This window comes from Nocardia sp. NBC_00565 (assembly GCF_036345915.1).
Classification (GTDB): Bacteria; Actinomycetota; Actinomycetes; order Mycobacteriales; family Mycobacteriaceae; genus Nocardia.
The window spans coordinates 4,628,344-4,648,799 of record NZ_CP107785.1 but is presented as its reverse complement, the minus strand read 5'-3'; the positions used below and the strand labels follow the sequence as shown (position 1 = coordinate 4,648,799).

The following is a 20,456-nucleotide window of genomic DNA, read 5'->3' as shown; positions in this document are numbered from 1 at the left end:
GTATCGGGTCGACTCGATTGCGGCATCGACGACCGTGGCCGGTGCCGCGAGCAGGCGTTCGGGCAGGAAGCTGGTCGTGCTGGCGAGCTGTCGGATTACGATGATCGCCGGCGGGCTGATCAGCCGGACCCATCCTACGCCGGGAGTCGCGGCCGGCCGCGGGCAGGCGTCGTCCGAAATGCAAGTGGAGACAACGCGTTTCCTCTCGGAGAGCCGGCAGGCATCGGCGTGGCCGAGCGGTCGGTCGGCTCGAGACCGGCGACAAGGGCGCGTGAGGTCAGTGATTCGAATCGGGGTGATTTTGAGCCCGCGAATCGGCCTCCCTCGATTGGGAAACTCCGTGATCCGGCGCGGGTACACCGTCAGCTGAATCGCATGCGTGATCTGGGCGATCGCGAACATCCAGCGCGCATTCAGGTCCGCGAAGAGGTCGTGCACCTCGGTGTCGGCTGGATCGTCCAGCGTCCGTCCGCTCGCATCGAATGCTCGAAGTTTCGGTGCAGTCGCGCGAACGATCGTAGCCCGTGGGCCCGCTATAGCGGCGCCGCGTCGGTGCCGATCACCCTGGCGTCGCCTGGCGAGTGTTGGGCATGTTCAAGGCTTTTCGACCAGCGCTCGCACCCACCGCCGACTGGGTTCGAGATAGCGCTGACGAGCCTCGGCAAACAACTGGACGCTGGCGGGTCCCGGCCAGTCGTGGGGCAGCATCTCGTCGGGCAGTCCGGGGTCGAGATAGGGGATGATCCGCCACTCGTCGAGCATCGGGATGAAGTGCGCGAAGGCATTTCGGTCGCTGGTGTCGTCGAGGTCGAGGATATGGCGATGCTGTTCGTGGAAGCCGCGGTGCTTGGCCGCCAGATCGTTCAGGTCCCACCACTGCGCGGCGGCCTCCCGCAGTGTGCCGGGAACGGCGGGGTCGGTGGCGCGGAACGAGGTCACGTAGCGGTCGAGTTCCAGTGCCGTGACGATCGCGGCTGCCTCCGCCGCGAGATACTCCGGGTAGATCCACAGCCCCGCCGACGCCGTGCCACAGCCGATCGAGGACAGTCGTCGCCGAAGCTGGTGTCGCGCAGCACGTTCGGATTCCGGGATACCGAACGACAGCAGTCGCCACCCGTCCTCCGGGGTCATCTGGCGGAATCCGAAGATTCGCGGGTCGCCTCGCTCGAACATCGCGATCGCGGCGTCGGTCAGGGCGTAACCATTACGCCCGCCGCGACTTTCGGCGCGCAGCACGCCTTTGCCCTTCAGTCGGGTCACTGTAGTGCGGGTGGTCTGCGCTGGAACGCCCAGCAGGGCGAGCAGTTCGGTGAAGTCCGCGATCGCGATCCATCCGCCGAGGTCGCGGACGAATGCGCCGAGCACCGTGCGAGCCAGGGATGTCGCGCTACCCGGCCGGGCATCCAGATCGTCGAGGACCGCGCCCGCGATCGCTCGGTCAGTGCGCGGCGAGTTCATCGCGGATAGCGCTCACTCCGGCGAACACTTCGCCGAATGTCGTACTCAGCGGACTCAGCCCGAGTCGTATCCCTTGGGGCGGACGGAAATCGGGGATCACGCCGCGTTGCCACAGTCGTGCGGTGATCTCCCGGAATCGCGGATGATCGATCGTCACGTGTCCGCCTCGGCGAGCGGCGTCCAGCGGCGAGGACACCTGGACCCCGAGTGGGAGCAGCCAGCTCCGGGTGAGTTCGAGAGCGAATTCGGTGAGTGCCACCGACTTCGCCCGCACGGCCGTCATACCGACTTCCTCGATCAGGTCGAGGGTGTCCTGGATCGGGATCATGCCGACGATGGCGGGCGTGCCGCTGATCACCCGTCGAATCCCGGCGGCGGGGACGTAGCCCTGTGCCATCTCGAACGGGTTCTCCCGGCCCATCCAGCCCCAGATCGGTTGCCCGAATTCGGCCTGATGTGCCGCGGCGACGTAGGCGAATGCGGGCGCACCGGGGCCGCCGTTGAGGTATTTGTAGGTGCAGCCGACCGCGAAATCGACTGCCCACGTGTCGAGTTCGATCTCCACCGACCCGACCGAATGGCACAGGTCGAGCAGCAGCAGTGCTCCGGCATCGTGGGCGGCGGCGCTGATCGCGGGGGCGTCGAGGAGATATCCGGACCGGTAGGCGACATGGCTGAGCACGACGAGTGCGGTGCGTTCGGAGACGGCGTCGACGACATCGCGTGCGCTGACGCCACCGGCAGCATCGGGTTCGATCCACCGCAGCGTCAGTCCGAGCTCGGTCGATATCGACTCGAGCAGATAGCGGTCGGTAGGAAAGTTGTCCCGGTCGAGCACGATCTCGGTGCGATCGGGCCGCAGTGCCAGCGCGCCGCGGGCGAGCTTGTACAGCAGCACGGTCGTGGAGTCACCGACCGTGGTCTGCCCGGCGGCCGCGCCCAGCACCGCGGCGCCGATGCGGTCGCCGATGGTCAGCGGCAGATCGAACCACTGCTCGTCCCAGCCGCGAATGAGGCGACCACCCCACCCGGCGGTGACGAAATCAGCGAGTCGTCGTGCGGTCGCCCTGGTGGGACGTCCGAGGGAATTGCCGTCGAGGTAGGCGACGACCTGTGGGTCGTCACTACCGAGGAACAGCGCGGGATAGTCGCGCAACGGATCGCTGCGGTCGAGTTCCAGTGCGCGTGTGGCGAAGTCGGTCATCAATGCCCGGTCCAGGTGCGCACGGCGAACAGTTCGGGGAAGAAGGTGTGGTCGAGTGCGCGTCGCAGGAACCCGGCACCGCTGGATCCGCCTGTCCCGCCGCTACTTCCGATGACGCGCAGCACGGTGCGCAGATGCCGGAATCGCCACAGCTGGAAGTTCTCCTCGAGGTCGACCAGCTCCTCGAAGGCCTCGTAGGTCGACCAATGTTGTTCCGGGGCTTCGTAAATGGACTGCACCAGCGTCAGTAGCTCCGGGTCGAGGACGTGCGGCTCGGTGACGTCGCGGTCCAGTGTGGAGCGGGGGACGTCGAGCCCGGTGCGGGCGAGGTGTCGCCAGAGCGCGTCGTAGAGGGTCGGCTCGCGTAGGAGCGTGGCCAGCTCCTCGTGCGCTGCGGGAGCGGATTCGAAGACCGGCAGGACCGCCGCGTTCTTGTTGCCGAGGATGAACTCGATGGCACGGTATTGATGGGACTGGAAGCCCGACGAATTCCCGAGAAAGTCACGGAACTGGGCATATTCGGTGGGCGTCAGCGTCGCCAGCACGGACCACTGCTCGGTCAGGGTCTGCTGGATGTGCTTCACCCGTGCGATGCCCTTGAGTGCGACACCGATGTCGTCGGCATCCAAAGCCGCACGTGCGGCCCGTATTTCGTGCAGTACCAGCTTGAGCCACAACTCGGTGGTCTGGTGCTGAATGATGAACAGCAATTCGTCGTGCCGCTCCGGTCGGCTGACCGGATGCTGGGCGCTGAGCAGGGTATCGAGATCGAGGTAAGCGCCATAGCTCATGCGCGAGCCGAAATCGGTGACGATGTCCTGTTCTAGCGCAGGCGTTTTGTGGTTCGGGGTCATCAGGAGCCTCATCGTCGTACTGCGGTATCCGAACCATCATATTACATAATCATGACGGACGCTAGAACGATGTAACTTCGGCGGAATGTAGTGACGGCGCACACTGTGTGAACCGATGGTCGCGGTAGTTCGTAGTAAGGGGGACGAGATGCGGTGTGCCGCATCGACAAACGATGGAGGATGCGAAACATGAGTTCAGCCAAAAGTTTTCAGCGTGCCCAGGTATCGGTCGCGGCAGCCGCGGTCGTACTCGCGGGCCTGCTGAGTGCCTGTGGCAGTGATAAGGACGGCGCGCCCACGCCCGCCGCGCAGGTGGCATCGACCGCGGTGTCCGCCGCGTCCGCACCCGCGGCGGGACAGGCCCCCGCGGTAGCGAAGACGCAGGGCTGGCTGAAGATCTACGGCGGCGCGGCCCCCGCCGGGACCGCGAACGCGGTGCAGCTGAATGTGGCCAGCAACGCGAGCATCGGACAGTACGTATCGGACGGATCCGGGCGGTCGCTGTACCGATTCGACAAGGACACCGCGAACCCGTCGGCCTCCAACTGCGCCGGACAATGCGCCGTGACCTGGCCCCCGCTGACCATCTCCCGCGACCAGTCGCTCTACGCCGCGGGCGTCGACCCGCAAATCGTCGGTTTCATCGAACGCGCCGACGGCTCCTGCCAGATCACCATCGGCGGCTGGCCCGTGTACTACTTCGCCAAGGATACGAAGCCGGGTGACCTCCTCGGCCAGGGCGTCGGCGGAACCTGGTTCGCGGTCACTCCGACCGGCGGCAAGGCCACCTCGCGCTGACCCGCACGTCGGCGGCGGAGTTCGGCGAAGAACTGCCAGTTGGTGGCGGTCGCGTCGAATGACCGACCTTGCCGACGAGGTGACCGTTGTCCCGTCATCGGTGCACTGGGGGAGCGTCGGTGGCGGGGCTGGCCGGGGTGGAATCGGCCATCGGCCTGTTCATCAACACGGTTCCGGTCCGTATTCGGTTGGAGCCGGGCCCGACCGTCGCGGAATTGTTGCGCCGCGTCCAATCCGAGCAGGCCGCGCTGTCCGAAGATGGAGTCCTCGTCGAAGGAATCGAGAAGGATGGGAGTTCGTGCTGCAGAGCCGATCGGGTTTGTACTCGAACTGATCGCAAACCTGTTCGGCGGCAACGCCGAACCGGTTGACTCGGTGGCAGGACCGCGGATCGCCCGGTGCTGGTCGGACGGATGGGGAAGCGATGAGTTCTGCACGACGTCCGTTGAAGACGGTCACCGGGGTCAGCGGTGCGGTGAGTGTCTATGCGGCCGCGATCGATTCGGCCGAATCGACGGTGGCGTCCTCGATCGAGATCGCGAAGATCGCGGAGGCGAACAAGTTCGACGCGCTGTTCGCCGCGGACCTGCTGAGCTTCGGCGCGCAGGGGGCCATCGGTGCGCAGGAACCGCTCATATTCCTGTCGGCGCTGAGTGCGGTGACTTCGCATATCGGGTTGATCGCGACGGTGACCAGCACCTTCCATCATCCGTACAACCTCGCGCGATTGTTCGGGACGCTCGACCACATCAGCAACGGGCGGTCCGCGTGGAATGTGGTCACTTCGTCGGTGGGCGAAGAGAATTACGGTGATCAGGAACTGCCCAGTCCGGAGCAACGGTATGCGCGGGCGACCGAATCGCTGGAAGTGGTCAACGCGTTGTTCGACAGTTGGCGTCCGGGTGCGCTGACCTCGGATGGGCGCGGTGGGGCGATTCTGGATCCGGAGCTGGTGCGGCCGATCGATCACGCCGGTCGGTACTTCACGGTGCGGGGACCGTTGAATATTCCGCCGCTGCCGCAGCGCAGGCCGGTGCAGTTTCAGGCCGGGCAGTCCGCGGGTGGTGTCGAGCTCGGTGCGCGCTTCGCCGAAGTGGTGTTCACCTCGTTGCCGACGCTCGAGGATGCGGTCACCTATACCAAGACGATTCGTGCGCGGGCGGCCGAACTCGGTCGTGCGGAAGGACTTCCGCTGATCATGAGTTCGTTCCACGCCACCTATGGCGCCACCGAGGAGGAGGCCCGCCGCTTGGTGCGGGAGGAGGCCGAAGCGACCGACTTCGACGCGGGCCGCATCCGATTGGCGGATATGCTGGGCGGTGGCGTGGACCTCTCGGAGCTGCCGCTGGACAGGCCGATCCCGAATCACCTACTCCCGGAGGTGAATTCGGTGAACCGGCGCCGCGGCCGCGTTGAAATCTTCACCAAACTCGCCGCTTCGGGCCGGACCCTGCGCGAGCTCATCATCGCCGCGAAGGACACCGGCCACTGGGCCGCCGCCGGCACCCCCGAACAACTCGCCGACGCCATCGAAGAGCGTTACCGCGCCGAAGTTCTCGACGTCATTTCCCTCGGCGGCCTCGCCGACCCCCGAACCCGCGACTTCGTCACCAACGGCCTACTCCCCGAACTCCGCCGCCGCGGCATCGTCGGCACCGACTACCTCGGCGCCACCTTCCGCGAAAACCTCGAACTGCCCCCGCTGCCAGATCGCTAGACCAGTAGGTCCTCGGCGCGCAGGGGAGAACCAGCAAACGCGACAGTTGCGCGGCAGCGGCGCACGGGACACCATCGACGGATGGGAATGAAACGTGTTGTAGTTTTGTCGGGTGCGGTGTTGGCTGTGGTGCATGCCGGAGCGGGAATCGCCGCGGCGGGTTCGGATCCGGTGGATACGCCGCGCGAGGCGATCGCCCGTGCCTATATCGACGCACTTGTCTCGCACGACGCGAGCGCCGTGCCGTTCGCGCCCGACGCGACCCGCGTCGAGGCGGGACTGCAAACCGGCTATTCGGGACCGCAGCTGACCCAGGACTTGAACCACGGCGTGCAGTATTCGGTGATTCAAGACATCCGGGACATCAGCATGTCGGAGTCCGGTGATGTGGTCACCGCCCGGTATCTGCTCGACTCCGGCATCGCCGGTATCCGCCTGCTGACGGTGGACATCACCGAGACATTCGTCATCCCCGACGGGACGATCCACACCATCACCGCGACCATCGTGCCGAGCTTCCAATAACAACGGCCGGGTCGGTCTGCGGCAGGACTACTGGAACTTCGAAACCCCACCTCCGCCGTGCCCGACGTGGCTCTCGGATTTCGCCGGCGCCGACCTGTCATGGGCCTATGACGCCACCGCCGACCTGCCGCGGACCGAGCCCGATCGCACCGCACCGTCTCCCGGAGCGCATCGGATCGGCATGCCGGAGTACATGTACAGCGCGACGCTGCTCGCCGACAGACGAGTCAGGGTGGCGAGGGTGCGCCCGACCAAACTCCGGCGGGCGAATTCGGCCGAGCCGTGCCACGCCATCTGCAACGGGCTGTGGTGCTGTGCGATGGCGGCGTGCTAGCCGTCGGTAGTACGAATGTGGGCCGGATATCCGGTAGCCCAGTCTTCGACATGCACTCGCCGGGCGACGCCGAACGGTGATATTCATGACGAAGCTGGGCGCAAGCGGGTCGCCGAGGTCCTCAGCGACCCGGTGCGGATCAGTCCTCGGGGACGTCGGTGAAGCGCTGGAGGTAGAGCGGCTCGCCCAGCTTCTCGACCAGGTCGAGTTCGGTCTCCAGGTAGTCGACGTGTTGCTCTTCGTCCTGGAGGATCTCTTCGAAGATGCGGGCCGAGGTCACGTCGCCGCGCGAACGCATCAGGTCGATGCCCCGGCGGAGTCGCTCTACTGCCTCCATCTCGATCTGCAAGTCGGATTGCAGCTGCTCGGGCACAGTCTGTCCGATGCGAAGCGGGTTGAGTTTCTGATAGTTGGGCAGGCCCTCGAGGAACAGGATCCGGTCGGTGAGGATCTCGGCGTGTTTCATCTCGTCGATGGATTCGTGCCGAGTGTGCCTGGCCAGCTTGGTGAAGCCCCAGTTCTCTTGCATCTTGGCATGCAGGAAGTACTGGTTGATGGCCGTGAGTTCGGCCGTCAGCTGCTCATTGAGCAGCGCGAGGATGTCCTTGTCGCCTTCCATGGGTGTGATCGTGGCACAGATCACCCACAGCGGCGGTCAAAGGGGCGCGTGTGTCGAATCAGGCTGCCGAGGACTCGGCTCCGACCGACGCGCGAGCCCGGCCGATCACCTCGGCCAGTCGTGCCGTGCAGCTGCCGCAGCCCGGCTTCCAGCCGCAAGCATTCTTCACCTGCCTGGTGGAGTTGGCGCCCGCCGAGACACAGTCGTGTACATCCTCTTCGGAAACGGCGTTGCAGATACAGATGTACACGGTGGCCTCAACAGCGGTAGTTGCAATTCAGTGAAGCCAGCCTCACCTAAGGAGGTAAGCCTCCCCTAATGTATAACATGCGACGGGCTGTCTGTGAACCATGGTGGTGATGGCGATGGGAGCGGTGCGGTCAATTCTTGGTTGGGGGACCGCCCTCGTGCAGCTGACCGGGCGCAAAACCTGGCGGGGCGCCCTCAGCCGGTTCGCATCCGCCCACGACGCCTTCGACGACGCGGTCGCTAGGATCAACATCCAGGGCCTCGCCCGGTCACCGATTCCCGAGCTGCCCGTGACTCCCGAAACGGCCGTCCGCGAACGAAGACGGCCGCCCCAGAAACTCCGTCCGTTCGGCGGCGGATTCGTCAGCTGCCTGTGGTGCGGTGCGGCGGAGCGGGGCTCACCCCTGCTCGGCGGGTGTGTCCCGCGATGTGGTCGACTCCGGAAGGTGAACGAGCACCAGGCCGACGCCGGCGATCAGGAAGTTCTGCAGCGCCGCCGATGATGCGTTCACCTCCTTATTGGCCCACATCCGGAACCATTCACCCGCGACCGTGAGGAATCCGCCCGCGAACAGCAGCATTGCCATGGTCCAGCCCAGGCTCGACAGCTTCACGGCCACATCGAGGCCGGCTCGAAGTCGCCGCGGCCGTCCTGTCAGTACTCGGACCCACACCGCCGCGGCCGCCAACAGCGCGAAGGCGATCAGAAATTCCCACGTCACGATCAGGATGTAGGCGACGAGGGCGACGTTGCTGTTGGTGATCGCTCGCCAATCCGTTCCGGCATTGTGGATCGTCGATTTCATCGACAGCACAGCGCCAACCGCGTTTCGGTTGGTTTTGGTGTCCACACAGTTGGTGAACGCGACGAACAGATAGTAGAACCCGGTGATCGTTGCCAACGCCGCCACCGCCATCCGACGGCTACCCACAACGTCGAGAATCCCTGTGCCGCTAAGTTTCATATGCCCTTCCTCGGATCGACTGGATCCATGTTCGACCATCCGAGCCACTCCGGTGAGTCCGGGAGACTTCATGGTTGGGAAGGGCAGGAGCCCTGGACGCGAACAGTACAACGAGCCGAGCACAGACTCCGGCGGGCCGGCCGCATCGCGCCATGACCTCAATCGCCTTCTGCCAGCACTTCCCGATCCCCGAGCCGCCGCACGAGATCGAGGCAGCGGCCCAGCAGCCGTGGTGGTTCGAGCACGCTGAAAGTCGTTGCCTACCAAGTGCAATCGATCGCGTCGGGCCGGTGGGTCGACGCTGTGCCGCGGGCCGGCGAACCTCTCGAACCTATTGAGTGTGCCGTTATATAATGGTACGTTAATTGAGTCAGGTACCGCTCGGAAGAGTCGAGGGTGTCCATGCTGAAATCATCCGACAACGACCGCCTCGTGCGGGTGGGTAGCGGAACCCCGATGGGCGAATTGATGCGTCGTTACTGGCATCCGATCGCACCCGCCGCGGAACTGGATGCCAACCCGCTGCGCACGAAAGAGGTGCGCCTACTCGGCCAAGATCTGGTGTTGTTCCGTGATCGCAGTGGGCGATTGGGGCTGATCGATCGCTACTGGGCGCCGTTGGTGTGGGACGAGGCGGTGCGTGACATCTCCATCGCCGAGCTGCCGTGCAATTGGCTGCAGTGCCAGGAGAATTCGCTCGATCCGGTACACACCGAGTGGTTGCACACGGACTACCCGAACTATCTGCACCAGGTCACGGATATGGGCGACGAGACCCGGTTCGAAGGGCTCGGACCCCCAGTGGGCAAGCGGCATCTCCGAATTCGCTTCTACGACTTCGAATACGGGATGGCGAAGGCGCGAATGGTGGAGGGCGACACCGGAACCGAGGAAGACTGGACCCGCCCGATCAACAAGCCCGGACCGGGCGTGGTGAGCGGGATCGCGGGCGAATATGGCTGGAGTTCCGACACCGAGCTCATCGAGCAAGCCCTCGCCACCTGGGACACGATTCCCGAACACGCCCGTCCGGCCCGCACGACAGAGGCCGGGCCGCATGTTCGGTGAACGACTCGCGACCGCACTGGCCACCTGGCCGGACCACCGCCCCGCTGTCGTCGACGAAGAACACACGCCCCCGCGCGTGATGACATTCGGTGAGCTGCGAGTGGCGATCCGCCAGTACCGCAGGCGGCTTGCCGCCCTCGGCGTCGGCCCGGGCCACCTGGTGCCGATACTCGCCCGGCAGACCCCGGAATCCGTCGCGGTGATCTGTGCGCTGCTGCTGGAAGGTGCCGCGTTCTGCTTTCTGAGTGAACGGTTTTCGCCGCACGATAGGCGGTGGCTCATCGAGCGGATGGATCCGGTCGGTGTGCTCGTCGACGAGTTCGGCGCCGGGCTGCTGACCGACGACGACCGGGCCGCATTCCCGCCGATCCGAGTGCGGCCCGGCGGCCTCGATTTGTCGGAGGGTCGGGTTCGCACCGGCTCGGCTGCTTTTCCCGGCATTGCGGAGGCACACTTCTCCTCGGGATCGACCGGGCGGCCGAAGGCCGTCCTCGGCACTCGCCGGGGGCTGGAGCACTTCGCCGACGTGCAGATCGCCGGGAGCGGCATCACGGCGCGCGACCGGCTCCTGTGCATCGTCGGTTTCGGCAGCAATCTCGGGCTCGTGCAGATCTTCACCGCGCTGTTCACCGGCGCCGCACTGCATTTGAGTCGAGCCAGGGGCAAGGAACTCGGCGATGTGATCAAGCGGTCGGGCATCACCGGACTGGGTGGGGCGACACCGATGTGGACGGCCGAGCTAGCGGCGCGTGCCGACGATGAGCCACTGTTCGGCGATGTGCCGACGCTGCGCTATATCTTCACCGGCGAACTGCACATGCCGCGTTCGCGTCTGCGGCAACTGTTCGCCCGTCTTCCCGGTGTCCGCGTTTTCGAGATATACGGACAGGCCGAGATCCGGCAGATGACGCACTTCCCGATCAATGCGCCGGAGCACCGGCATCGGATCGACAGTGTCGGACGGGCTGTCGAGGGGTCCGCGCTGTTCATCGCCAGCGATGAGCAAACACTGGCACCGGTCGGGACCGTCGGCGAGATCGCGCACACTGGTCCGGGGATCATGCACGGCTATCTCGGCCAGCCGGAACTGGCCGCGACCCAACTGCGTACTCACCGCGCCTTTCCGGGCCAGACGGTGGTGTACACCGGAGACCTCGGCTATCAGGACGCAAACGGCTACGTCTACATCAAGAGCCGTGGATCACGGGTGATCACGCTCGATGACGGGAACCGGGTGTGGCCCACCGAGGTCGAGAGCGCGCTCGCCGCATCCCCCAGGGTTGTCGATGCGGTCGCGGTGGGGGTGCGCGTGGACGGCCGCACGGCGGTCGCTGTCGCGGTGTTGGCTCGCGCGGGTGTCGAGGCGGCCGAGCTCCGCAGAGAACTCGTGCGCGTGCTGCCTGCCGCTGCGGTTCCCGCGCATATCGCGATCTGGCCGGAACTGCCCGTCACGCTGAACGGGAAACCGGCGGTGACGCAGATCGCGTCGATGCTGGCGGCGGAGATCGACGGTGCGTAATGGACGCGACGACGACTCGGAATGCTCCGGCCGGCATCATCGAAACCCCAGACGGTTATCTCTCGAAATGGTCGGAATGGAGCCTTGCCCACCCCGGCGCCGACATCATCGGCTGACGATCTGGCGACATCATGATCGATCGGCATGTTCGGCAGCTGTGCCCGGCACCGCGATGACGATCTTTCCGAACACCGAACCCGCTGCCAGCGCCGCGAATCCCGCATGGGCACGAGTCAGCGGAAGTACCCGATCGATGACCGGCGTTATCCCGTGGGCGACACAGAAGTGGCTGAGCTCCGATAACTGATCGCGCGTACCGAGAGTGGAGCCGACGATGCTCACCTGCCGGTAGAAGACATGGGTCAATTCCGCGGGCGGGAGCGCGCCGCTGGTCGCTCCGCTCACCACGATGCGGCCGCCGTCGCGGACGCTGCGCATCGAATGTGACCAGGTGGCCGCGCCGACGGTGTCCATCACCGCGTCGACTCGCTGTGGGAGCCGGGCTCCCGGTGCGAAAGTTGTTTCGGCGCCGAGTTTTTCGGCCGCCTGGCGGCGCTGTTCGGTGCGGCTGGTTACCCACATCCGATAACCGGCGGCCGAGCCGAGCACGATGAGTGCCGTGGACACTCCGCCGCCGGCACCCTGGACCAGGACGATATCGCCGCTGGCGAGGGATACCCGCTCGAAGAGCATCCGGTATGCCGTCAGCCAGGCGCTGGGCAGGCACGCGGCCTCTTCGAAGGACATCGACGGTGGTTTCGGAACGAGGTTGCGTCGCGGTACCGCGAGTCGCTCGGCGAGGGTACCGTCGAACACTTCGCTGAGCACCGAACGATCGGGATCGAGCGTCTCGTCGCCATTGCCCGCGGCGCGGTCACCGATGACCGGATAGACGATCACTTCGTTGCCGTCGTCGTCGATGCCCGCCGCGTCGGAGCCGAGTACGATCGGCAACCGCTGCTTCGCGGGTACCGCTCCGCGCAGCGTCCACAGGTCGTGATGGTTCAACGCGGCCGCGACCACCGAGATGGTTGTCCAGTCGTCGTCATCGACGGTCGGCGGCGCCCAGGCACCGACGTGCAGGCAGCGCAGTGGGTCGTCGGCATCGGTAGCCAAGGCGGCGGCGGCGAGCATCAGTCGGCGCTCAGATGCTGCCGGAAGCAGAGTGATCCCCAGAGGTAACCCGCTCCGATCGCCGACAGGATCAGATAGTCGCCGTGGTCGATGGAGTCGGTCATACGCTCGTGCAGCACGGTGAAGATGCTGGCGGAGGCGGTGTTTCCGAGCCGGTCCACGGTGAGCGGAACGCGGTCGGCGGGTATATCTAGCTGCTTCATGACGTCGGCCAAGATGTTGAAGTTGGCCTGATGCAGCAGGAAGTGCCGGACCTCGTCCAGCGACACCTCCGCGCGGGCGGCGACCGCTCGAATGCTCTGTGGCAGATGGCCGGTCGCCGCATTCCATGCGGCCTTCCCGTCCATCTGCAGGTAGTGGTTGCGGTCATGGAGCACGGGTTCGGAAAACGGCAGCCTGGATCCGCCCGCGGGAATCCCCACCGCGTGCGAGAGTTCATCGCCGGTGTCCCAGGCGAGCAGACCGAATCCGGCGGGTGCGGCCCCGAGGACGACGGCGCCGGCCGCGTCGCCGAAGAACACCCGAGTGGTGCGATCCTGTGGATCGGTTGCGCGAGAGGCGCAGTCGGCCCCGATGACCAGCACATTGCTGAATGCCGGATTCTGCATCAGGTGCGCGGCCACCACCAATCCGTAGATTCCGCCGGCACACGCGCCCTGGGTGAGATCGAGGGGCATGGCACCGGACGCGCCCAGTGCCTGCTTCACCGTCAACGAGGTGGCCGGAAGCGGTTGATCAGGGGTGAAGGTGGCGACGATGATGGCGTCGAGAGCCGTCGCTGGAATACCCGCGGCGTCCAGTGCCTCCCGCGCCGCCTCGACAGCCAGGTCGGAGGTTGCCGATTCCGGGTCGGCGAAACGGCGTTCGGCGATTCCGGTGCGAGCTCTGATCCACTCGTCCGTCGTGTCGAGCCCTTCGACCAGTTCCTCGTTCGTCACTATCCGAGGCGGGATGTGCAGCCCGGTGCCGACGATACCGACCGGCCGCGCGAGGCGGCCGCGGCGTGCTGTTATCGATGTCAATCGAACTCCTCCGAGATCCCGGCGCGGAAGCGGCGGAATATTGTGGCTGTACCTTGAACTCGCGGCGACCGGCGCATCGGTGGCGGCCGCATAACCGGACCGCCTCGAGATACGAGCCGATCGAAATCACCTTCAACGATCAGCTGTCCGGTTCGCCTACTCGGACCAGTGATTTGCCGATCTTGGCTCCGGTGAACAGCTTCGAATAGGCGTCCAGCGTGTTCTCCAACCCCGCTGTGACATCGAAGGTCATGCGGAGTTTGCCTTGTTCGTACCAGGGGCGCATCCGGCGGTTGAGGTCCGGACCGCGATGGTAGAAGTCGGGGGAAAAGAAGCCGCGCATCGTCAATCGCTTCATCAGGATCTGGTCGAAACGGGTCGGCCCGGGTATCGGCTCGTCCTGGTCGTAGTGGACCAGCAGGCCACAGACGGCGACGCGGCCGAACAGCGCCATATTTCCCAGTACGCTGTCCAGGATCGCGCCGCCGACGTTGTCGAAGTACACGTCGATACCGTCCGGGCAGGTGTTTCGCAGCGTTTGCTCGAAATCCTCGGCTCCGCGGTCGATCGCCGCGTCGAATCCGAGTTCTTCGGTCAGCCAGTCGCATTTCTCCGGCGAACCGGTGATACCGACAACCCGGCATCCATGTTGCTTCGCGATCTGTCCGGCGAGCGCGCCGGTCACCCCGGACGCCGCCGAGACGACCAGGGTTTCACCTGGTTGCGCCGCGCCATACTCCAGAACGCCCAGGTACGCCGTCCACCCGTTGGCGCCGAAGACGCCGAGATGTTGGCGCGGATCGTCCAGCTGCCGACTGACCCGCTCGACGTATACCTCGTCGGGACGCGACACCGAGAAGTCGGCCCACTGGCCATAGGCGCGAACCAGATCCCCGTTTCGGAAGTCCGGATGACGTGACGTCACAACCGAACCCAGCACCGTGCTGATGATCGGGGAGCCCAACGGTGTCGGCGGTGAGTAGGAGTCCTCCCGTGGACCCATCCACATTCGGGTACCCGCGTCCAGGGAAAAGTAGGTATTGCGGATGAGGACGTCGCCATCGATCAACTCCGGCGTCTCGCCGTCCACCAGCTCCACCGCGTCCGAGTAGTGGTTTCCTTCGGGGCGGCGTGTCAGCACCCACCGTCGGTTCTTTTCGCCCATGACACCTCGATTCTGCGAACATTCGGACACTGCGCAGTACAACCACCGCATCGCTGCATAGGCCTCCGCGGTCGGCCAACTCCTACAGATGCCCGATGGCCGGTCCTTCGAATCCTGCAGCCCGCCCGGACCGCCGAGACTATGACGTCGCCGCGCGAGAAACATCGGTCAGATCGATCGGAAATATCGGCACGGTCGCGGTGGGCGGCCGCACAGCCACGAAGCCGGCACGTCAGGCAGCGCCACCATTGGCGTAGAGCACCTGGCCATTGATCCAGCGGCCCGGGCCCGCCAGAAACTGGACCACCTCGCTGATGTCCTCGGGCATCCCGATCCGATTCAGCGGCGACCGTGCGGCCACCTCGGCCCACCGCACCGAGGACGGCCCGGACCGCGTCGCGCCATGATCTCGGTCGTCTTATGGTCCCGGCGACGAAGTGTCCAGCTGCGGCGGTGATATCCGCTGATCGTCGGCGATGAAGTCGGCGAGAGTGCGGATGGTGTGATGCGACATGATCGCGTCCATGGGAACCTCCCGCCCGAGGCCGTGGCCGAGGGCTTCGTGCAGCTGCGCCAGCAGCAGCGAGTGGCCACCGAGGTCGAAGAAGCTGTCATCGATACCGACGTGGTCGACCGACAGGATGTGCTGCCACATTTCGGTCAACCACTGTTCGATGTCGGTCCTCGGCGGGCTGAACGTTGCCGAGTGGAATGCGGGCGCCGATTCCGGTGCGGGTAAGGCGTCCTGGTTCACCTTTCCATTGGTGGTGAGCGGTAGCCGCGGCAGCACGACGAAGCGGGCCGGCACCAGGTAGTCCGGGAGTCGACTCGCCGCGAAACGCTTCAGATCGCCTGTGTCGAGGGCCATTTCGGGGTTCTCGGGCACCACGTAGGCCACCAGAGATAGTTCACCTGCCCGCCCGGTCGAGTGCGGGAGCACGTGTGCGGCGGCGACGGCGGGGTGCTTCGCCAAATGCGCGGCCGCCTCAGCGGGCTCTACCCGATTTCCGCGGATCTTGATCTGTGCATCGGCGCGCCCACAGAATTCGATCTCACCGTTCGCCAGCCACCGGCCCAGATCGCCGGTTCGGTACATCCGGGCCGCGGGCCGTGGATCGAACGGGTCGGGCACGAACCGCTCCGCGGTGAGATCGGGGCGGCCGAGATAGCCTCGCGCCACACCGGTGCCGCCGATGTACAACTCCCCGATGGCCGGCCCGGGAACAAAGCGCAGCTCGTTGTCCAGAACGTAGACGGCAACGTGCGGAAGGGCTTTCCCGATCGAGGGCAGTCCGGTCACACCGCCCGGGGGTGCGACAGCCGCCGATGTCGCGACGATCGTCACCTCGGTCGGACCGTAGCAGTTGACGACTCGGAAAGGCTGTTTCGGACGGGGACGCTGTTGCAGGCGATCACCACCGGTGATGAGCCGCCGGAACGCACACCTTTCGGATGGCCACGTCAGCCGGAGTACCCGCTCGGCGAGAGCCGACGTCAGAAACAGGTGCGTCACCTCGGAGGTCAGCACCCAGTCCCGCAAGAGATTCGGGACGAGCAGAACATCGGTATCGACAACGTCGAGACATGCCCCGGCGGCTAGGGTTGGCCAGATCTCCAACAGCGACGCGTCGAACCCGGGGGATGCCGCCAGCCCGAACCGGTCGCCGGCCCGCAGTGCGAAGGCGGCACACGCCCACCGGGTAAAGGCCGCCAGCGCCCGACGCTCGATCACGACCCCTTTCGGCGCCCCCGTCGAGCCCGACGTGAATATCGCGCAGGCGAAATCGGACGGGGTACTCGCCGCGGCGTACTGCCCGGTCGGTGCGGCCGCCAGGGCATCATCGACAGTCGTCGCGATCGCGCCCGCCCTCGACAGGTCCGCCACCTGGTCCTTCATCGTCAGAATCACGCGTACTGCGGCGGTCGATAAGGTCCGGTTGATCCGTTCGCGTGGGTGAGTCGGATCGACTGGCAGATAACCGATTCCGGCTTTGGTCGCGGCGACGATCGCGACGACGAGATCTAGTCCGCGCGGCAGACAGATCGCGACCATCCCAGAGTCATCCCTTCGGCGGCTGCGCAGAAAGGCGGCAACTCTGTTCGCCCGGTCGTCCAGCTCCCGATAGGTCAGCCGGTGTGGTCCGTGGCAGACGGCCGGGCGGTGTGGGTCCAGCGCGGCTCGTGCCTCGAACATCTGATGGACGAGCGGCATCCCATCATCGGGCACGGCCGACACTGCCTACCGTGTTCAGGCGGGCCGCGATATCCGCGACGAGCTCGTCGAGATGTGTGCGCAGGAACAGATGATCGCCGCGGAATTCGACCGCGGCGTAGGGACCGGCCGTCTCCGCGCGCCATGCGTGGATATGCTCCGCGGTCGTCGTGTGATCCGCTGTGCCGATATAGGTCGTGATCGGGCAATCCAGTGCAGCTTCCGGTGTGTATCGGTAGTTCTCGTACAGCGCCAGGTCCGCCCGCATACCCGGGAAGTACGCGCGCATGAACGGGGCGTTCGCCAGGACGTCTTCCGGTGCGCCACCGAAGGTGCGGATGTAATCGGTCAGTTCCTCGTCAGAACTCGACGACGACGGAATGTGTTCTCGGACCAGGGGACCGGGCTGCGCACTCAGAAACAGGTGGATCGGGCTCCAACCGCATTCCTGTCGCAGGCGCCGAGTGAGTTCGAACATCACGAGGGCGCCGGAGCTGTGGCCGAACAGCGCCATCCGATCCAATAGCCGTGGCCGTACCGCCGCGGCCAATTCGTCGATCAGTTCCGGCATCGTGGTGATTCCGGTGTCACGAATGCGCCGCTCCCGGCCGGGGAGCACGACCGCGGTCACATCGGCGACCCCGGACAATGCTTGCGGCCAGAGGTGGAACTCGCTGGCGAAGGCGCCCGCTCCGGCCAGACACAGTAGTGTGGGCGATCCCGTTGGCGGGCGGCCGAAGTCGGTGAACCAGGGGTTCATGACGACGCCGGCTCCGTCACGGGCTGCGGCGCACCGATGGACTCGGCGAGCATGACGATGGTCGGATTCTGGAAGACGTCGACCGGTGCCAGTTCGACCCCCTGATCGCGCAGGATACGGTCGATCATCCTGGCAACCAGGATCGAGTTCAGGCCCAGCATGAACAGATCGTCGGTGGCGGATACGCCGGAGATCTCCATGAGTTCCTCAACCAGCGCCACGAGATAGTTCTGCATAGGCGTCAGCGCGGGGAGTCCGGACTCCTCCGGCCGTCGCAAGACCTCCTCCGGGGCGGGCAGCGCATTGGTATCCAGCTTGCCCCAGGGTGTTTTCGGCAGGTCCGGGAGCACCAGGTAGGTCGTCGGTGCCAGCTGCGGCGGCAGCCGATCTTCCATGAAGAGCAGGAGATCGTCCGGGGTGAGGGCTGCGGTATCCGGACCGGTCACGTACGCCACCAGTCGCCCGCGGTACTCGCGGACGGCCGCGTCGGTGACGGCTGGATGGCGCAGCATTTGGCTGCGGATCTCGCCGAGTTCGACGCGCAGTCCGCCGAGCTTGACCTGGTCGTCATTGCGCCCGAGGAAGATCAGCGAGCCGTCCGGGCGGCGAACCGCCCGATCCCCGGTGCGATAGGCGCGGCCCGCGGCGGTGTCGACGAACGCCCCGTCCGACTCGGCGTTGAGATATCCCCGCGCGACACCGGCGCCGCTCAGACAGATCTCACCGGGCTCGCCGACTGCGGTGTGTGTGAGATCGGGGCGCAGCACCGCGACCTGTGTTCCGGGTATCGGTTCGCCCAGCGAGATCTCGGATTCACTTCCGGTGATCTCGGCCATGGTCGACCAAATGGTGGCCTCGGTCGGGCCGTAGGCATTGACCATCCGTCGGCCGGGCGCCCACTGGCGAGCCAGCTCGGTGTCCAGCGCCTCTCCGGCGCTGATGACAAGACGAAGAGTGGGATGATCGCTCGGGTCGAGGCTGCGCAGTGTGGTCGGAGTGGCGACCAGGACGGTGATCTCGTTCGTGCGGAGGAATCGCCGCAGGGGCAGTCCCGGATGGCGTTGGGCCTCCTCGGTGACGTACACCGTGGCACCGGCGCACAGCCCCAGTGTCAGCTCGAAGAGGTAGGCATCGACGGTGCACGGCGCGATCAGCGCGACCCGGTCGCCGGCCTCGACCGCCAGCAGCGTTTGTTGCGCGGATGCCACATTCGCCAGCGAACCATGTTCACAGACAACGCCTTTCGGTACGCCTGTGGATCCGGAGGTGAAGACCACATACGCCGACTCGTCCGACTGGGGTGGATTCGCGGTGACATCCGCCCCCACCTCGATCGGCATGCGGTGCTCGTCGACGAGGTAGGTGGCGCCGGCCTCGGCCATGAGCTGCGCGCGCCGAGCCGGTGGATGGCCGGGGTCCAGCATCAGCAGCGTGCCACCAGCTTTCAGAACTCCGATCGCCGCGGCGACGGCGGCCGCGGAGCGCTCGAGGCAGACGCCGACAACATCCTGTCGTCGCACGCCCTCCGCTGTCGATGCGGCGGCGAACCGGTCGCTCAGGTGGTCCAGCTCGGCATAGGTGAGCGTGCGGTCCGTCGCGACGACGGCGAGCGATTCCGGATCGGCGCGCACGTGACCGGCGAACAGATCGAGGACCGAGCTGACTGGCGTTGGAACTACGGTCATGGATGCGACCCTTTCGGTGTGGCGGCAATGACGGGCAGGCTGACCGGGCAGGGCAGCGTGATGTTGGCCGACCAGTCGACATCGTTCATCCGAGGAACGAGGTGGAGCCGACGCAGCTGGTCGAGGACGATCTGTCCTTCCAATCTGGCGAGAGATGCACCGGGACAACGGTGCGGGCCGGAGCCGAACGCCATATGTCTCGGTACTCCTGGCGCGTCGGGGTCGGCGGTCCAGTTGATGGCGGCCAGCAGTATCAGGACCGAATCCCCGGCAGCGATGTGGTGATCGCCGATCCGGTGATCCGCGGTCGCGGTGCGGCCGATGAATTGTGACGGCGACACCTGCGCGAGTTCGGTTTCGATATCGACGGACTCGCCACGAGCCGACGCGTGCCCCTCGCGCGGTGCGGCGAACCAGTTCAGCACGGCACCGGCGATCAGCCCGCTCGTGGTCTGATGACCCGCCGAGATGAGCATGACCAGATTCGCGGCGATATCGCGATCATCGAGACCGTCCAGCGCATCCATGTGCGCGATCAGTTCGCTGATGCCGTCGTCGGCCGGCACCCGGCGTTTGTACCGGACGATATCGAGCGCGTAGTCCAGAAAAGAACCGACGGTCGCCAGCGTCCGATCATCGGTCGTGCGGTCGATTCCGGTGATGACGCGGACGTATGCCTGCGACATCGCCAGCAGTTCCCGATCGTCGGTCGGTGGCAGACCGAGTAGCCGGGAAATCACCCGCAACGGCACCGGCACCGCGACATCGCCGACGATATCGAGTGTGCCGCCATCCTGCAGTCCATGGCAGGCTTGCGCGGTCAGCGTTCCGATATCGTCGGCGATCCTGCGCACCCGTCGCGGCGACAGCACCCGGCCGACCGCCCGTTGCGGCCCGGAATGCGCCGGGCCGTCGAGGAACATCAGCTGACGGCCGAGCAACTCGGCGAGGACAGTGTTATCGGCATTGAGGTCCGGGTGGAAGAGCCGGTCGGGTCGTGAGCTGAATACCGGATTGTTGAGCACCTCGGTCGCGGCCGTCCGCTCCGCGATGAGCCATGTCTTCGTGTACGGATCCCAATGCACGGGGGCCTCGGTGGCCAACCGAGTGAACAGCCGATGGGCGGTATCCCGGGACGGGCGTGCGATCAGCTGGTACATGCTCAGAG

Annotated in this window: 19 protein-coding genes; 6 read left to right on the top strand and 13 right to left on the bottom strand. The window is 65.8% G+C overall.

Annotation, left to right across the window (positions count from 1 at the left end):
* Positions 1-594 precede the first annotated feature (594 nt).
* The 3 genes from OG874_RS22130 to OG874_RS22120 are packed head-to-tail and all read right to left on the bottom strand — an operon-like array spanning position 595 to position 3,516.
* Positions 595-1,458, bottom strand: coding sequence for a PaaX family transcriptional regulator (locus tag OG874_RS22130; protein ID WP_330257023.1), 864 nt, complete (start codon positions 1,456-1,458; stop codon positions 595-597).
* Positions 1,439-2,662 carry a kynureninase gene (locus OG874_RS22125; protein WP_330257022.1) on the bottom strand — a complete coding sequence of 408 codons (1,224 nt, stop codon included), beginning with the start codon at positions 2,660-2,662 and terminating at the stop codon, positions 1,439-1,441. The genes OG874_RS22130 and OG874_RS22125 overlap by 20 nt, the downstream gene beginning before the upstream one ends.
* Positions 2,662-3,516: a tryptophan 2,3-dioxygenase gene (locus tag OG874_RS22120; protein WP_330257021.1), complete on the bottom strand. Its 855-nt coding sequence runs from the start codon at positions 3,514-3,516 to the stop codon at positions 2,662-2,664. The genes OG874_RS22125 and OG874_RS22120 overlap by 1 nt, the downstream gene beginning before the upstream one ends.
* Positions 3,517-3,705: 189 nt before the next feature.
* Between OG874_RS22120 and OG874_RS22115 the strand changes: the two genes are divergently transcribed.
* The 3 genes from OG874_RS22115 to OG874_RS22105 all read left to right on the top strand — a co-directional run bounded on the left by OG874_RS22115 (position 3,706) and on the right by OG874_RS22105 (position 6,556).
* Positions 3,706-4,314 (top strand): hypothetical protein, encoded by a 609-nt coding sequence (locus tag OG874_RS22115; RefSeq protein ID WP_330257020.1) that lies wholly within the window; start codon positions 3,706-3,708, stop codon positions 4,312-4,314.
* A gap of 424 nt (positions 4,315-4,738) precedes the next feature.
* Complete coding sequence (locus OG874_RS22110) at positions 4,739-6,031, top strand: NtaA/DmoA family FMN-dependent monooxygenase (RefSeq protein ID WP_330257019.1); 1,293 nt, start codon at positions 4,739-4,741, stop codon at positions 6,029-6,031.
* Between the two features lie 87 nt (positions 6,032-6,118).
* Positions 6,119-6,556 carry a hypothetical protein gene (locus OG874_RS22105; RefSeq protein WP_330257018.1) on the top strand — a complete coding sequence of 146 codons (438 nt, stop codon included), beginning with the start codon at positions 6,119-6,121 and terminating at the stop codon, positions 6,554-6,556.
* A gap of 473 nt (positions 6,557-7,029) precedes the next feature.
* Here OG874_RS22105 and bfr read toward each other — a convergent pair whose 3' ends face one another.
* The gene (gene bfr, locus OG874_RS22100) at positions 7,030-7,509 is read right to left on the bottom strand and encodes a bacterioferritin (protein ID WP_330257017.1); all 480 of its coding nucleotides are present in this window, start codon (positions 7,507-7,509) and stop codon (positions 7,030-7,032) included.
* A 50-nt stretch (positions 7,510-7,559) separates the two neighbouring features.
* Between bfr and OG874_RS44805 the strand changes: the two genes are divergently transcribed.
* Positions 7,560-7,793 (top strand): hypothetical protein, encoded by a 234-nt coding sequence (locus OG874_RS44805; RefSeq protein WP_442943374.1) that lies wholly within the window; start codon positions 7,560-7,562, stop codon positions 7,791-7,793.
* A 363-nt stretch (positions 7,794-8,156) separates the two neighbouring features.
* Here the strand turns inward: OG874_RS44805 and OG874_RS22090 are convergent, their stop codons facing one another.
* Positions 8,157-8,723 (bottom strand): DUF2165 domain-containing protein, encoded by a 567-nt coding sequence (locus OG874_RS22090; protein ID WP_330257015.1) that lies wholly within the window; start codon positions 8,721-8,723, stop codon positions 8,157-8,159.
* 402 nt (positions 8,724-9,125) lie between these two features.
* On the opposite strand from OG874_RS22090, the gene OG874_RS22085 reads away from it, so the two are divergent.
* Positions 9,126-9,791, top strand: coding sequence for a hypothetical protein (locus OG874_RS22085; protein ID WP_330257014.1), 666 nt, complete (start codon positions 9,126-9,128; stop codon positions 9,789-9,791).
* On the top strand, positions 9,781-11,310 hold the full coding sequence (locus tag OG874_RS22080; protein ID WP_330257013.1) for a class I adenylate-forming enzyme family protein: 1,530 nt from the start codon (positions 9,781-9,783) through the stop codon (positions 11,308-11,310). Before OG874_RS22085 ends, OG874_RS22080 begins: the two co-directional genes overlap by 11 nt.
* 129 nt (positions 11,311-11,439) lie before the next feature.
* Here the strand turns inward: OG874_RS22080 and OG874_RS22075 are convergent, their stop codons facing one another.
* The 8 genes from OG874_RS22075 to OG874_RS22040 all read right to left on the bottom strand — a co-directional run bounded on the left by OG874_RS22075 (position 11,440) and on the right by OG874_RS22040 (position 20,448).
* Entirely contained in the window at positions 11,440-12,444 is a 1,005-nt protein-coding gene (locus OG874_RS22075) for a zinc-binding dehydrogenase (protein ID WP_330257012.1), read from the bottom strand.
* The gene (locus OG874_RS22070; RefSeq protein ID WP_330257011.1) at positions 12,444-13,466 is read right to left on the bottom strand and encodes a 3-oxoacyl-ACP synthase III family protein; all 1,023 of its coding nucleotides are present in this window, start codon (positions 13,464-13,466) and stop codon (positions 12,444-12,446) included. The genes OG874_RS22075 and OG874_RS22070 overlap by 1 nt, the downstream gene beginning before the upstream one ends.
* Positions 13,467-13,605: 139 nt before the next feature.
* Positions 13,606-14,631: an NADP-dependent oxidoreductase gene (locus OG874_RS22065; RefSeq protein WP_330257010.1), complete on the bottom strand. Its 1,026-nt coding sequence runs from the start codon at positions 14,629-14,631 to the stop codon at positions 13,606-13,608.
* 232 nt (positions 14,632-14,863) lie between these two features.
* Positions 14,864-14,992, bottom strand: a complete 129-nt coding sequence (locus tag OG874_RS22060) for an SDR family oxidoreductase (RefSeq protein ID WP_330257009.1) — start codon at positions 14,990-14,992, stop codon at positions 14,864-14,866.
* A gap of 57 nt (positions 14,993-15,049) precedes the next feature.
* Positions 15,050-16,825, bottom strand: a complete 1,776-nt coding sequence (locus OG874_RS22055; RefSeq protein ID WP_330257008.1) for a non-ribosomal peptide synthetase — start codon at positions 16,823-16,825, stop codon at positions 15,050-15,052.
* Positions 16,826-16,847: 22 nt separating this feature from the next.
* On the bottom strand, positions 16,848-17,603 hold the full coding sequence (locus OG874_RS22050; protein ID WP_330257007.1) for a thioesterase II family protein: 756 nt from the start codon (positions 17,601-17,603) through the stop codon (positions 16,848-16,850).
* The gene (locus OG874_RS22045) at positions 17,600-19,288 is read right to left on the bottom strand and encodes a non-ribosomal peptide synthetase (RefSeq protein ID WP_330257006.1); all 1,689 of its coding nucleotides are present in this window, start codon (positions 19,286-19,288) and stop codon (positions 17,600-17,602) included. Before OG874_RS22045 ends, OG874_RS22050 begins: the two co-directional genes overlap by 4 nt.
* Complete coding sequence (locus OG874_RS22040; protein ID WP_330257005.1) at positions 19,285-20,448, bottom strand: cytochrome P450; 1,164 nt, start codon at positions 20,446-20,448, stop codon at positions 19,285-19,287. Before OG874_RS22040 ends, OG874_RS22045 begins: the two co-directional genes overlap by 4 nt.
* Positions 20,449-20,456: the final 8 nt, after the last annotated feature.

Excerpts from the sequence above, each read along its gene's own strand:
- OG874_RS22125 (WP_330257022.1), bottom strand. The coding sequence starts at position 2,662 with ATGACCGACTTCGCCACACGCGCACTGGAACTCGACCGCAGCGATCCG.
- OG874_RS22055 (WP_330257008.1), bottom strand. The coding sequence starts at position 16,825 with ATGTTCGAGGCACGAGCCGCGCTGGACCCACACCGCCCGGCCGTCTGC.
- OG874_RS22115 (WP_330257020.1), top strand. The coding sequence starts at position 3,706 with ATGAGTTCAGCCAAAAGTTTTCAGCGTGCCCAGGTATCGGTCGCGGCA.
- OG874_RS22130 (WP_330257023.1), bottom strand. The coding sequence starts at position 1,458 with ATGAACTCGCCGCGCACTGACCGAGCGATCGCGGGCGCGGTCCTCGAC.
- bfr (WP_330257017.1), bottom strand. The coding sequence starts at position 7,509 with ATGGAAGGCGACAAGGACATCCTCGCGCTGCTCAATGAGCAGCTGACG.
- OG874_RS22065 (WP_330257010.1), bottom strand. The coding sequence starts at position 14,631 with ATGGGCGAAAAGAACCGACGGTGGGTGCTGACACGCCGCCCCGAAGGA.
- OG874_RS22090 (WP_330257015.1), bottom strand. The coding sequence starts at position 8,723 with ATGAAACTTAGCGGCACAGGGATTCTCGACGTTGTGGGTAGCCGTCGG.
- OG874_RS22120 (WP_330257021.1), bottom strand. The coding sequence starts at position 3,516 with ATGACCCCGAACCACAAAACGCCTGCGCTAGAACAGGACATCGTCACC.
- OG874_RS22045 (WP_330257006.1), bottom strand. The coding sequence starts at position 19,288 with ATGACCGTAGTTCCAACGCCAGTCAGCTCGGTCCTCGATCTGTTCGCC.
- OG874_RS22075 (WP_330257012.1), bottom strand. The coding sequence starts at position 12,444 with ATGCTCGCCGCCGCCGCCTTGGCTACCGATGCCGACGACCCACTGCGC.
- OG874_RS22040 (WP_330257005.1), bottom strand. The coding sequence starts at position 20,448 with ATGTACCAGCTGATCGCACGCCCGTCCCGGGATACCGCCCATCGGCTG.
- OG874_RS22105 (WP_330257018.1), top strand. The coding sequence starts at position 6,119 with ATGAAACGTGTTGTAGTTTTGTCGGGTGCGGTGTTGGCTGTGGTGCAT.
- OG874_RS22110 (WP_330257019.1), top strand. The coding sequence starts at position 4,739 with ATGAGTTCTGCACGACGTCCGTTGAAGACGGTCACCGGGGTCAGCGGT.
- OG874_RS22050 (WP_330257007.1), bottom strand. The coding sequence starts at position 17,603 with ATGAACCCCTGGTTCACCGACTTCGGCCGCCCGCCAACGGGATCGCCC.
- OG874_RS22085 (WP_330257014.1), top strand. The coding sequence starts at position 9,126 with ATGCTGAAATCATCCGACAACGACCGCCTCGTGCGGGTGGGTAGCGGA.
- OG874_RS22080 (WP_330257013.1), top strand. The coding sequence starts at position 9,781 with ATGTTCGGTGAACGACTCGCGACCGCACTGGCCACCTGGCCGGACCAC.